Origin of the sequence: Yoonia sp. 72 (genome assembly GCF_034652275.1) — a bacterium.
GTDB lineage: Bacteria > Pseudomonadota > Alphaproteobacteria > Rhodobacterales > Rhodobacteraceae > Yoonia.
The window spans coordinates 339258-352237 of the sequence record NZ_JAXIWG010000002.1 but is presented as its reverse complement, the minus strand read 5'-3'; the positions used below and the strand labels follow the sequence as shown (position 1 = coordinate 352237).

Sequence of the window (12980 nt, the reverse complement as noted above, 5' to 3'; positions counted from 1 at the left end):
ACTATATCTTCTCCGCTAAGCTCTTTGCTTTGAATTTCCCGATCTATCTCGTTCCATGTAGGCATCTTTGGTAATTGAACTCGATCTAACTGTGATTGGCGTGAACTGACCATACATCGAAAAATTGACTTCGTGGAAGCTCACATTTTCAGCGCGCAATGCAACACCCTCATTGCGCCTTAGCAAACCAGACTGGTTTAGCCTGTTGATTAGATCTGACATCGAATCACTCCTACACGATGAGTCATAATCACACACTTGAGTCAACCTAACAAGCACCAACCGCAGGTCACAGCACGTAGCGGCTGACATCCACCGAGCGGGACAATTCCCCCAGATGCTTTTCGACGAAATCGGCATCGACGGCGATTTCGTCGCCGCCACGGTCGGGTGCGTTGAAGGACAGATCCTCGAACACCCGTTCCATCACGGTATACAGCCTGCGGGCGCCGATGTTTTCCACCGCTTCGTTCACATCGGCGGCGATCTTGGCCAATGCCTTGATCCCGTCCTCGGTGAAGGTGACAGTCACCTGTTCCGTCTGCATCAGCGCGGAATATTGCAAGGTCAGCGCATTGTCGGTTTCGGTGAGGATGCGGACAAAGTCGCCTTCTGTCAGGGCGCGCAGTTCCACGCGGATCGGCAGACGCCCCTGCAATTCAGGCAACAGGTCGGACGGTTTGGCGACATGGAACGCACCCGATGCAATGAACAGGATGTGGTCTGTCTTGATCGGCCCGTGTTTCGTCGAAACGGTCGTCCCTTCGATCAGCGGCAGCAGGTCGCGCTGCACGCCTTCGCGCGACACATCGGCACCGCGCGCGTCGGACCGCGCGCAGACCTTGTCGATCTCGTCCAGAAACACGATGCCGGATTGTTCCACCGCTTCCAGTGCGGCCTTTGTGACGGTTTCATCGTCCAGCAGTTTGTCCGCCTCGTCCGCGACCAGCGCGTCATAGCTGTCGGCGACCGTCATGCGTTTCTTGACAGTGCGTCCGCCCATCGCCTTGCCGAACAGATCGCCCAGATTCATCATGCCGCCCGGTTGTCCGGGGATTTCGAAGCCACCCATCGGGTTGGATGTGTCGGTAAGTTCCAGTTCGATCACGGTGTTGTCCAGCTCACCTGACTTCAGCTTGCGGCGGAACATCTCGCGCGTGCCTTCGCGGGCGTCGGTGCCGGCGACAGCGGTGATGACACGTTCCTCGGCGGCTTCGCGGGCCTTGGTGCGCACGTCCTCGCGCATATGTTCACGGGTGTCGAGAATAGCGGTATCCACCAGATCGCGGATGATCTGTTCCACGTCGCGCCCGACATAGCCGACCTCGGTGAATTTGGTCGCCTCGACCTTGATAAAGGGCGCGCGCGCGAGTTTCGCCAAACGGCGCGAGATTTCGGTTTTGCCGACACCGGTGGGGCCGATCATCAGGATGTTCTTGGGATACACCTCGTCACGCAGGTCGTCGCCCAACTGCTTGCGCCGCCAACGGTTGCGCAGGGCAACGGCAACGGCGCGCTTGGCCTCGGCTTGGCCGATGATGAAGCGGTCCAGTTCGGACACGATCTCGCGGGGGGTCAGGTCTGTCATGTCAGTCCTTAGATATGAGAGGGCGGAAGTTTGTGCAGCGGCACGAAGCCCGGCATGATGCGCAGGATGCGGGCACGGATGCGTTCCCAGAACGCGCCGAGTGCCACAAGGACGATCCCGAGCGCCAGAACAGTATAGGCGGCACCGCCTCCTTCCAGCACAGTGCCCGCCAGCACGACGATGTAACCAATGGCAGCGATCAGGAACGACCGCCGGTCAATGACAATGGCGACGATGGCGAACAGCGTCAGGAAGGCCAGCAGGATCACGTTCGACCCGCCGTTGTCCTGATCCAGCAGCGTCAGCGCGATTGTATTCACCAGCGCGGGGGCAGCCACGACGTGCAGCCAGAACCCATTGGCGGACCTGCGGGTCACACGGTGCGGATCGCTCATGTCAAAGGCCATGGCGACGGCAAAGACAAGCAGACCCAGCGCCAGCGTGATAAAGGCGAAAGGCCCGCCTGCCGACAACAAGAACAAATCACTGATCCCGTTGATCCGCCCGCCGCGACTGGCGGTAAAGATGATCGCGACCGCAAACAGCCCGACCGCGATCATCGCCATCGCAAATGGCACGCGGAACCGCCACCAATAGACCGCAAGCGCGAGGGTGGTGACAAGCAACGGCAGCGGAATGCTGGAGTAATCGCCCTGCGCGACCATGAAAGGTTGCGACATAACCGCGATCAGCCCAAAGGCCGCATTGCCCGCAAACATGACCGACAGGGCAATGGCAGGCGCGACCATCCGGCGTTTGCGGACGAAATACTCTGACAAAAGCCACAACAGTCCCGCCCCGATCAGCGAAGCCATCCCTGAAAAGCTGACCAGATTTATGACGCGGTCCGACAGGACGACCGCCAAAACACCCCACCAACCTGCGGCAAGGATCAGCAGACCAATCACGATGAAAATCTCGTTGAAGCCTTTGAACAACTCGAACGGTTCGTCACCTTCGCTCAGCGCTTCGCGCGCACCACGGCGGCTGTCGGCAAGGCTGACCAGTCCGGCCGCCTGTCTTTCCGACAAAAGCCCGCTGCTGACAGCGGCTTTCAGGTCGTCGCGGTCGATCATCCGATGCTCTCCACCGTCAGTTTGCCGTTGGTGTAAACGCAGATATCCGCCGCAATCGCCATTGCCTTGCGCGCGATCTCTTCGGCAGACAGGTCGCTGTCCATCAGCGCGCGCCCTGCGGCCAATGCGTAATTGCCGCCCGATCCGATGGCGGTGACGTCATGTTCGGGTTCCAGCACATCGCCCGCGCCGGTGATGACCAGCATTTCCTTGCCGTCGCTGACGATCAGCATCGCTTCGAGCTTTTGCAGGTATTTGTCGGTGCGCCAGTCCTTCGCCAGCTCGACGCTCGCACGCGCTAACTGGCCCGGCGTCGCCTCGAGCTTTTTCTCCAGCCGTTCCAGCAGGGTAAAGGCATCGGCGGTCGATCCGGCGAAACCGCAGATCACATCCTGCCCGCCCGGTGACAGACGGCGCACCTTGCGCGCGGTGCCTTTGATGACGGTCTGGCCCAGCGACACCTGACCATCGCCAGCGATGACGACCTTGCCGCCTTTGCGCACCCCGATGATCGTGGTGCCGTGCCAGCCGGGAAAGTTGTCTTGTGTCATCGTCACCATCTCCATTCCGCTTGCGGGTTATATGGCGGCAGCGCGCAGGGCAAACAACCCCGCCACCTTGCCGCTGCCCAAAGCCAAGGCTAGCGTCATCGCATGAGCGCCGCCAGTACTGTCACCTTTTACCTGCATCCCAAGCTGCGCAAGCAGGCACAAGACGGACGGCATAACTTCATCGCGCTGATCTGCAAGGTGCTGACCAATGCGGGATTGACCTTCGCCTTCGACAATGACGACGCCCTTGCACGGTTGCGCGCGATGGCGCGGCCGGGGCGTGGCCTGTTCCTGATGGACCCGCCCGTCAACGACCGCAGCCTGACGATGCGCAAGACCTATATCTTCCCGTTCTGGCACATTGAAAAGCAGGCCGAACGCTGGAACTGGCCAGTGGCGCAAGCGGCTTTTGACCCGACAGCGGTAGATGCAACCAAAGCGGCGAATTTCCGGAGGTTCTGGCAAAAGCGGCTGTTCGGTGATGCCATCCACGATACCCGCAAGGACGGTTTCGTCTATGTCCCGCTCCAAGGGAGGCTGACGGCGCAGCGGTCTTTCCAGCACTGCAGCCCGGTCGAGATGATCCGCGCTGTTTTGCGGCATGATCCTGACCGCCCCGTCATCGCCACGCTGCACCCGTCCGAAACCTACCAGCCCGACGAGGAACGCGCGCTGGAACAGCTGCTTGCGGAACATGACCGGCTTTATATCCGTAAGGGCGAACCGGATAGGTACTTGCGGACCTGCGATTACATCGTCACGCAGAATTCCGGGGTGGCGTTTGAGGGGTTCTTTGCCGGCAAGCCCGCGATCCTGTTCGGACGGTCAGACTTTCACCACATCGCGCTGAATGTGGCCGATATCGGCGCAGAGACAGCGTTCAGCGCTGTGACCACACATGCGCCCGATTACGCGGCCTATCTTTACTGGTTCCTGCAAATAGAGGCGATCAATGCCGGCAGGCCAGAGGCGCAAGACCGGATTGCACAGGTCTTGCGCGGCCATGGCTGGCCTGTGTGAGGATCAGATCGAGGCTTCGATCCAGCCTTGGATCGCGGCCTTTGGCGCTGCGCCTGCCTTGTTCGCGACGACCTGACCGTTCTTGAAGACGAACAGCGCAGGGATGCCGCGCACGCCCATCTGCGCAGGCGAGTTGGGGTTGTCGTCGACGTTGACTTTGACGATTTTCACCTTGCCAGCCATCTCGTCGGACAGTTCTTCCAAAGCGGGGCCGATCTGTTTGCAAGGGCCGCACCATTCCGCCCAGAAATCCACGACGACGGGGATATCGGACTGGCGCACCTCGGCGTCAAAGGTTGCGTCTGTTACTGCTACGGTGGCCATTGGGATGCTCCTTGGCGAAAATCATTGGAAGGCGAAGGTATGAACGCGGGCCGCAATGGTCAAGCCGTGGCAAGTCCTGTCATCGTTTCGTGAAGCAGCGTTTCAGGCAGGGTCATCAGTTGTGCCGTCGCTGTCCACAGGATCGCGACGGTGATTTGCCGGTCCGGAAACACCTGCCGCAGCGCCGCATCATAGACCGCCTGCTGGCGCAACACGCCCAGCGGTGTCAGCGCGGGGTTGTCCGGCACGATGCGGTTGGTCTTGTAATCCACCGCCAGCACGGTCGAAGGCGTCAGGATCAGCCGGTCTATCGTGCCGTGAACGCGCCCCAAGGCGGGCAGATCGGCGGTTACCGGCACCTCGGTCAGCGCGTCATCGCTCCACAGATGGCCAAGCGCAGGCTGGTCCAGCAGCCGGATCACGCTGTCCGTCAGGGTGGGGTCGGTCGGCACCAGCGCATAACCCAGACCCGCCCTGTCGGCAGGCGCAGTGCGCGGCAGATGTTCCAGCAGCAGGTGGATCAAGGTGCCGCGTTCCTTGGCGTCTTCATCATCTTCCGTCACATCGCCGGGCAGGACCTTGGCCCCCGGCAAATCCGACGGGGAAATCGTCTTGCTGCGCGCGATATCGGGTAGCGGGCCGAAAGCCGGCACGATCACCTCGGGTGCTGTGACCGCTGGCTTGTCCTCCAGATCCAGCCCGTCCCAATCGAGATAAGCGACGCGCTGCACCTCCAGATCGCCCGATATCGCGGTTTCGGCCTGCTGTTGCCTCATCCCAGCGGCGACAATGTTGTACCAGCTGTCCATATCCTCGCCGACATCACCCGAGGCCCCCACGATCAGCCATTTTTCCGCCCGGGTCATCGCGACATACAGCAGGCGCAGGCGTTCCTCGTCCTGCTTGGCCAGCACAGCCTCGCGCAGGGCGACAACCGCAGCGGGCGTTGCCGCACTTGGCGTTTTCCAGATCACGCAATCGGGGGCGGGCAGGATGTCGCCCTTGAAATCGTTCTTGCGCTTCATCGTTTCGGGCAGGATCACGATGGGCGCTTCCAGCCCCTTGGCGCCATGGACCGTCATCACCCTGATCTTGTCGCCTTGACTGTCCATCTGGCGTTTGACCTCCAGATCGTCGGTCTGCATCCAAGTCAGGAACCCCGTCAGGCTGGGCACGCCGGTCTGTTCATAGGCCAGCGCCTGCGACAACAGCGCGTCGATCCCGTCTTCGGCCTCTGGCCCGAGACGTGCGAGCAGTTTACGCCGCCCGTCGTGGCGGGTCAGGATGCGGGCGATCAGGTCGTAGGGGCGCAGGAAATCGGCCTTGCCGCGCAGGTCGTTCAATACTGTCAGCGCTTCGGGATGCGGCGCCTTGCGCAAAGCTTCCCACAGGAATTCCTTGTCACCGCGATGGTGCGCCAGCGTGAACAGGTCCTGTTCCGACCAGCCGAACAGCGGCGACCGCAAGGCAGCGGCCAGCGAAAGATCATCCTCGGCCAGCGCCAGAAACGATAACAGCGCCGCCAGATCCTTGACCGCCAGTTCCGCGCCGACGCGCAAACGGTCCGCACCGGCGACGTTCAGTCCTGCGGCCTTGCAGGCGCGGATGATCTCGGCGAACAGGTCCGACCGGCGTTGCACGAGGATCAGGAAATCCCCTGCCGTGATCCTGCGGCGCGTGTAGGTGCCGGAATTGCCGTCCTCCACGGGGATGGTTTCATGCGCGATCATATGGCTGATCTGGTCCGCGATGCGCTGGGCCATCTGGACATTGTGGTCAGCCTCGCCGGGCTGGTCGACAGGCTGATACCAGGGGCGGTTATCCTCGGTCTTGGCGGCTTCGATCACGGGCCACAGATCGACGCGCCCCGGCATGCGGTCCTTGAACGCGATATGGGTCAGGCTGTCGTCCATCCCCGCCGCCTGTTCGCCCGTGAACGTGGCATCGACCACCGACAGGATCGCCTGCGACGACCGGAACGAATGGTCGAGCGATGTGACAGCAAACCCCTTCCCGATCGCATCGTGCGCCGCGCGGAAATGCGCCTTCATCTTGTCAAAGGCGGCGGGATCGGCCCCTTGGAACGAATAGATCGACTGTTTCTTGTCGCCCACGACGAACACCGTGCGTTCGCGGTTGGGCCGCGACCCTGCGCCGGTGGCAAATTCCTGCGTCAGCGTTTCGACCACGTCCCATTGCGCGGGGCTGGTGTCTTGGGCTTCGTCCACCAGCACATGGTCGATCCCGCCATCGAGCCGGAACAACACCCATTGCGCAACGGCCGGATCGGTCAAAAGCGCGCGCGCCTTGCTGATCAGATCGTCGAAATCCAGCGCCCCCATCGCCAGCTTGCGCGCCTCGTAGGCTGGCACGAAAGCGCGGCCAAAGGCGTATAGGGCGAGGGTGCGGTCCAACGCGGCAAGCGCCATCCGGTCCTGACGCGCCCCAGCGACCAGTTCCATCAGGATGTCGATATCCGCGATCAGCTCGGGGTGGGCTGCGCGCAAAGCCTTGGTCGGGAAACTGCCGATCTTGGGGCCAAATGGGTCTTTTGCCGTCTCTCCGAACAGGAAAATCCCTTCCAGCACTTGCAGGTCAGACAACCTTGCTACGCCATCGGTAGCGACGGCGCGCAGTTTGTGCGCGGCCTTCTGGTCCGTCACGCTGCCTGTGGCGCAGATCTGCTGGAGCTGGCGGATGGCCACAATGGCATCCGCATCCAGCACGCGCGAGACGAGGCTTTCCGCTGTCATTGACGGGTCAATGGCAAGCGTGCGGCAAATGTCGGCGCGTTGGGTGTTTTGTTCAAACGCCGCCTTGTGGCGCGCCACCTCGGCGGTCAGTTTCGCCAGATCATCGCCGGTGAAATGGCGCAGCATCCCTTGGACGGCATCCGCGGCTTCGCCTTGCACCAGCTGGTCCATCACATCGGCACGCAAAAGCTGGGCTGCGCGGTCCTCCATCTCGCGGAATTGAGGGCTGACGCCCGCCTCTAGCGGGAAGCGGCGCAGCACACCGGCGCAGAAGGAATGGATCGTCTGGATTTTCAGCCCACCCGGCGTTTCGATGGCCCGTGCAAACAGGGTGCGCGCAGCGCGCAGCTGATCGGCGTCGATGGACCGGTCCACGCCAAGGCCGCGCAGATCGCTGCGCAACGCATCATCGGGCATCATCGCCCAAGCGCCGAGACGCTTGAACAGGCGGTTCTGCATTTCGGCGGCGGCGGCTTTGGTATAGGTCAGGCATAGGATATTCTGCGGCGACACATCCTCCAGCAGCAGACGCGCCACGCGGTCGGTCAGCACTCGGGTCTTGCCCGATCCCGCATTGGCCGCAAGCCAAGTCGAGATCCGCGGATTGGCGGCATCAACCTGGCGCTGGGTGGCTGCATCGCGGATCATGTCAGCACCTCGGGGTGCGCGGGGTCGCTGGTGTCCCATTCGCCAAAGCGGGACAGGTGGTCATAGCTGCCGGCATCGTTCTTGGAAAACAGCGCATAGCGGGCGGTATAGCCGCTGTCAGGCCGCTGCCAGTGTTGCAAAAGTGCGATCATGCCCGCCATGGTCACGTCGGTCGGGCTGTCCTTCATCGGGGCGGGTACGGTTTTGCCATCGGCCTTGATGCTGATGAACAGCGCATCCGCGACCTGCACAGGGCCCACACCTGCAAAGCCACCGTTTTCGACCATCGCCACCTCCAGCAGCAGTTGCTTGTCGAACTTCTCCTGCTGCGGTTTGGTCGGCATCGTGCCGGTCTTGTAATCGTAAAGGATCGCCGTGCCGTCCGGCGTCAGGTCGATCCGGTCGGCTTTGCAGGTCAGCGTCACGCCCACGGCAGGGATCAAAAGCTTGCCTTTCTCCTCGACCAGACGCGTGTCGGACAGGGCGTGCCGGTCCACCTCGGCGGCGCAGAACGCCACCGCCGCCTGTGCGAACCGCGCCATCCATTGCGCGCGGTTTGTGGGCCACGGGCATTTTGCGGTGAACTGCCGTGCGGCGATATCCAGCAAGGCGTCCAGATCATCGGGTGCATGGTTTTGCCTGATGAAATCCTCAAGTATCCCGTGGATGATCACCCCGCGCAGCGGCGCATCCGCGCTGGGCGTCAGCGGGTCGAGAGGGTCCAGCCGCAGCACCTTGCGCGCATAGATCGCATAGGGGTCGCGGATCAGCGTCTTGATCTGCGTGACGGAAAACTGGTCGGGCCGTGACGCGACCGGCGGGCAGGGCGCGGGGCGTCTGGCCTTTGCCGTTTCACCCATGGGTGCGGCAAGCTTGGCTGCTTTTGCAAGCCAGTCATCGCCACGCGCGCGCATGTCTTTCAGCGCCGTGTCACCGTTTTGCGCAGGCAAGCCGCCCAGCAGGTTCGTCAGCCGGTTGACCCAGCGCGACGGGATGGTTTCCGCGTCCGAGGACCGTTTGGCGCGGGTGATCCAGACCTCGCGCCCGGCCACGGCCTGCTGGTAATCATGCGCCGACAGACCCACGCGGCGTTCGGGCAAAAGCAGCCCCGCCTGCGCGCGCATCATCCGGTTCAGCCACGGGTCGGGTGCTGGGGCCTCTGGCCAGACACCGTCGTTCATGCCGCCAAGGATGGTCAGATCGGCACCCTGCACCCGCGCCTCGAGCGTGCCCCAGATCAGGATTTGCGGATGGCCTGCATCGCGGTCGCGCACGACGCCGCCTGACAGGATCTTGCCGAACAAAGCTGCATAATCGCGGGGCGACATGGTGCCACCGGAACTGGCATGGGTGCGCAGATCGGTGCAGATGCGCTGCGCCTCGCGGCCTGCCGCCTCGGCCCACAGGCCACCGGCACCGGACAAGGCGGGACCGGCGCAAAAGGTTTCCGCCAGCGTCAGATGCGCGTCCAGATGGTCGGCCAGATGTTTGTCGCCCCCGCCATCAAGGCCCGAGATCAGCCCTGCCACCCACTCTGCCCACGGCTGCCGGTCCGCACGCGCGCCCGCCCATTGCAGCAGCGTTTCGGCCGTCGGGAACGGCGGCCCGTAGCGGCGCAGGTGCAGTTCCAGATCATGCGTCAGGCGCAGGTGATCGCCGCGCTGGGCATCGCCTGAATGGCACAGGGGATGCTTGAGCAATGTCAGCAAAGCCTCGCCCGTCAATTGCGTGCCGAACAGGTCCGCTACATGCCGCAACAACCGCCCCGGCGGGGACAGTTGCAAGGGCACACCAGCGCTGTCGTCGGGCTTGATGTCCCACCGGTCAAGCGCTGCGGTCACCTGCCGCGTCAGCATCCGGTCGGGCGAGATCAGGGCGGCGGTGATCCCTTCATCTACCGCTTGGCGCAGGCGCAGCGCGATGGCCTCTGCCTCGGCGCGCGGCGATGCGGCTTCCAGCAGGGTCAGCCCTTCGGTCGCGGCGATCAGATCTCCCAATTCGGGGCCTTCTTGTAGCCACTGGCTGGTGACGGGCGCCGGCCGCAGCGACAGCGACACCAGCCTGTTGCGCGCGGGGCGCTGCGGCGCAAGGTCGGACCAGCGCGCGACATCGGCAGGGGCAAAGCCGATCAGGTCCATCAGCCGTTTGAACCGGTATTGCGGATGATCCTCATGCGTCAGCCCGTCATCCATCGCGGACCAGACCGTATCGGGCAGGTCGGTATCATAGCCCGGCAGTACGATCGCTCCTTGCGGCAGTTTCGCCACCGCCTGCATGAACAGCGCGGTCGCCCCGCGCGACCCGGTGGACCCCGCCACGATCACCGGATGATCAGGGGGCGCGTCCGCCCAACGCGCGGCCAGCGTTTCGATCACCAGCCTTTGGCGGGCTTCCGTATCGGGCTGGCCGGTGGTGTCGAAGAATTGCGCGATGATCGTCAGGAATTTCTGCGCGCGCGCCCAATGGCCGGACTGGTCGCTGACATCAAGCGCGGCGATGGCATCGGGGCTGACGCCTTCGCCCTGCATTTCATCCATCAGGCTGGCCAGACTGTCGGACAGATCGTAAAGCGCGGCACGCGGGGCCAGATCGGGTTCGCTTCCCAAGAGCTGCGCAACCAGTTGCGACAGTTCCAGACGGCGCTGCAAAGGGGCCACGGCAGGGGGCACATCCTTTGAGATCGGGTCGCGGGCAAGGTCCGTCACCAGCCGGATGCGCGGCAACAGCAGTGCAGGCCCTGCATCGAACATCGCGCGGATGCGCCGCTGCATGCGGGCGGTGTTGACGTAAATCTCGACGCGCGCAAAATCCTCGGGTTTCATACCTTCCGCCCGCGCCATCAGCCCCGCGACAAGGCCCTTGGCGTAATCGACCCCGCAGGGTTCGACGAAAATGCGCGGGGTGGGGCTTGGGTCAAACATGCAGCATGGCCTCGGCCAGCGGAATACTGGAGGGTTGCCCCACATCGCACCATCGGCCATCATAAACCACGCCATAAAGCCCGCCGCGCGCCGCCATCCCGTCCCAGATCAGGTTCAGCGAAAAGGCGTCTTGTGCGACATCGGCTAACGTCTCGGTGCGGATGATCTGCACGCCGGTATAGATCGCATCCGATGCGCGGTGCAGGCGGCCATCCGCGTCGCGGGTGAAATCGCCCGCGCCTTTGTGCCCGTGGACGCGGTCGCGCGGAACGATCAGCAAAAGCGCCTCCATCCCGTCGCGCCACGCAGCGGTCAGTTGCGCAATGGGGTTCGGCCCGCGCCAGACAGCATCGGTGTTCATCGTGATGACGGGACCAGCACCCAAAAGCGGCAGCGCGTGGCGCAAGCCGCCCCCGGTTTCGCGCAAGAGGTCGGTTTCATCGGAAAACAGGATTTCTTGCCCAGCTAGATGATGGCGCAACATGTCGGCGTGATAATGCAGGTTCACCACCTTTGTCCCGACCTCTGGCACGTCCGTCAGCGCCAGCGCATGGTCGATCAACGGCTTGCCTGCGACCGGCACCAGCGGCTTGGGCCGGTCCTTGACCAGATCGCCCATGCGGGTCCCCAACCCCGCCGCGAACAAAAGCGCCGGAAACCTCATCGCCGCAACCTTGCCAGCAAGGCCGCGTCCGGTGGCGGCAGCAGGTCAGCCACCACGGCGCGCAGATCGGCCAGCGCGGGATGTGCGAGGTCCTTTTGCAACTGCGCCCAGACGCGCGGGATCATCGGGATATAGCGGGTCTTGCCCTTCTCGGTGGCCAGCCGTGCAAAGACGCCCAAAATCCGCAGGTTCCGCTGTGCGCCCAGACAGGCCAGTTGCGCAGGAAAATCCGCGCCAGCTCCGGTTGCGGCCATGAAATCCGCGACCATCGCGCTGCAGACGTCGCCCGCGACGTCGCGCCGTGCGTCGCGCAGCAGCGACGCCAGATCATAGCCAAGCGGTGCGACGAAAGCGTCCTGAAAATCCAGCAGACCGACCCTTGCCAGCCCGTCCCGTTCTGGCCGCCAAATCAGGTTTTCCGCGTGATAATCGCGCAGCGCCAGCCTGTCGGGGGTGGGAGCCAACTCGGCCATCGCGCGGGTCACGGCGGCGACAAGATCTGGCACGGGGCGCTGGGCGTAATGCGTGCCGGTGATCGCCACCATCTCGCCTGCGACGGCGGGCGTCAGCTGCGCGAGCTTGGGAGGCGTCACCGTGGCCAGATGGACCAGCACATCGACACTGGCGCGGTAGAGCTGCAGTGCGTCGCCCGGGTGCCGGTCCAGCCATTGCGCCACGCTGTTGGGGCCAAGGTCGGACAGCAAAAGCAGCCCCGCCTGCCTGTCCTGCGCCAGTATCGCGGGCGAGTGCAGTCCCTCATCCGCAAGAAACATGGCGATTTCAACAAAGGGTGTGACGTTTTCGCCTGCCTCGGGTGGGGCATCCATCAGGATGAGGGATTCCGCACCATCCGCCAGCCGTAGATAACGGCGGCCCGATGCATCGGCGGCGACAGGCTGCTGTTGCCAGCCGTCATGCCCTGTCTGCGCCAGAAAGGTTGCGATGGCGTGGTCGCGGTCAGACATGCAGGCCTGCCAGACGATCCTGCCACGCGGGTGGCGCCTCAAACGTCACAAGGTGGTCGTCCGCACGCGCGGCAAAGGTCAGTGTCAGCGCCGTATCGGGTGCATCAGGGCCCAGCCTGTCGGGCCATTCGATCAGGCAGATCGCGGTCTGGAACGCTTCATCAAGGCCCAGCTCCAGCACTTCAGACGGGTCGGTCAGGCGATACAGATCGCAATGCCAGATGTCGCCGTCGGGCGCGTCATAGGTCTGGACCAGCGTGAAGGTGGGGGATGGCACATCCTCCATCCGGTTCAGGCGGGCGCGGATCACGCCGCGGGCAAATGCGGATTTCCCCGCACCGATGGGCCCTTGCAGTAGGATTGTATCGCCGGGGCGCAGCACTGCGGCCATCGCCGCGGCAAAGCGGGTGGTCGCCGCTTCATCGGCAAGGCTGATTTGTCGGGCTGTGGCGGTCATGGCGGGACTCTAT

10 protein-coding genes are annotated in these 12980 nt (G+C 63.4%); 1 reads left to right on the top strand and 9 read right to left on the bottom strand.

What is annotated here, in order from left to right; all coding sequences use genetic code 11:
• Positions 1 to 289: 289 nt before the first annotated feature.
• Genes hslU through hslV form a run of 3 tightly spaced genes read right to left on the bottom strand, consistent with a single transcriptional unit; the run spans position 290 to position 3215 of the window.
• Positions 290 to 1588 carry an ATP-dependent protease ATPase subunit HslU gene (gene hslU / locus VCK47_RS10245; RefSeq protein WP_322890994.1) on the bottom strand — a complete coding sequence of 433 codons (1299 nt, stop codon included), beginning with the start codon at positions 1586 to 1588 and terminating at the stop codon, positions 290 to 292.
• Positions 1589 to 1596: 8 nt separating this feature from the next.
• On the bottom strand, positions 1597 to 2664 hold the full coding sequence (locus VCK47_RS10240; protein ID WP_322890993.1) for a hypothetical protein: 1068 nt from the start codon (positions 2662 to 2664) through the stop codon (positions 1597 to 1599).
• The gene (gene hslV, locus VCK47_RS10235) at positions 2661 to 3215 is read right to left on the bottom strand and encodes an ATP-dependent protease subunit HslV (RefSeq protein ID WP_322890992.1); all 555 of its coding nucleotides are present in this window, start codon (positions 3213 to 3215) and stop codon (positions 2661 to 2663) included. The genes VCK47_RS10240 and hslV overlap by 4 nt, the downstream gene beginning before the upstream one ends.
• Before the next feature lie 102 nt (positions 3216 to 3317).
• Here hslV and VCK47_RS10230 point away from each other — a divergent pair, with 102 nt between their 5' ends.
• Positions 3318 to 4235: a hypothetical protein gene (locus VCK47_RS10230; protein WP_322890991.1), complete on the top strand. Its 918-nt coding sequence runs from the start codon at positions 3318 to 3320 to the stop codon at positions 4233 to 4235.
• Between the two features lie 3 nt (positions 4236 to 4238).
• On the opposite strand, the gene trxA is transcribed toward VCK47_RS10230, so the two are convergent.
• Genes trxA through tsaE form a run of 6 tightly spaced genes read right to left on the bottom strand, consistent with a single transcriptional unit; the run spans position 4239 to position 12967 of the window.
• Positions 4239 to 4559, bottom strand: a complete 321-nt coding sequence (gene trxA / locus VCK47_RS10225; RefSeq protein WP_322890990.1) for a thioredoxin — start codon at positions 4557 to 4559, stop codon at positions 4239 to 4241.
• Positions 4560 to 4618: 59 nt separating this feature from the next.
• A complete protein-coding gene (addA, locus tag VCK47_RS10220; protein ID WP_322890989.1) occupies positions 4619 to 7960 on the bottom strand; it encodes a double-strand break repair helicase AddA in 3342 nt (1113 codons plus the stop codon).
• Positions 7957 to 10881 (bottom strand): double-strand break repair protein AddB, encoded by a 2925-nt coding sequence (addB, locus tag VCK47_RS10215; RefSeq protein WP_322890988.1) that lies wholly within the window; start codon positions 10879 to 10881, stop codon positions 7957 to 7959. The genes addA and addB overlap by 4 nt, the downstream gene beginning before the upstream one ends.
• Complete coding sequence (locus VCK47_RS10210; RefSeq protein ID WP_322890987.1) at positions 10874 to 11545, bottom strand: nucleotidyltransferase family protein; 672 nt, start codon at positions 11543 to 11545, stop codon at positions 10874 to 10876. Before VCK47_RS10210 ends, addB begins: the two co-directional genes overlap by 8 nt.
• A complete protein-coding gene (locus VCK47_RS10205; protein ID WP_322890986.1) occupies positions 11542 to 12510 on the bottom strand; it encodes an aminoglycoside phosphotransferase family protein in 969 nt (322 codons plus the stop codon). Before VCK47_RS10205 ends, VCK47_RS10210 begins: the two co-directional genes overlap by 4 nt.
• Positions 12503 to 12967 carry a tRNA (adenosine(37)-N6)-threonylcarbamoyltransferase complex ATPase subunit type 1 TsaE gene (gene tsaE / locus VCK47_RS10200; protein ID WP_322890985.1) on the bottom strand — a complete coding sequence of 155 codons (465 nt, stop codon included), beginning with the start codon at positions 12965 to 12967 and terminating at the stop codon, positions 12503 to 12505. The genes VCK47_RS10205 and tsaE overlap by 8 nt, the downstream gene beginning before the upstream one ends.
• Positions 12968 to 12980 lie beyond the last annotated feature (13 nt).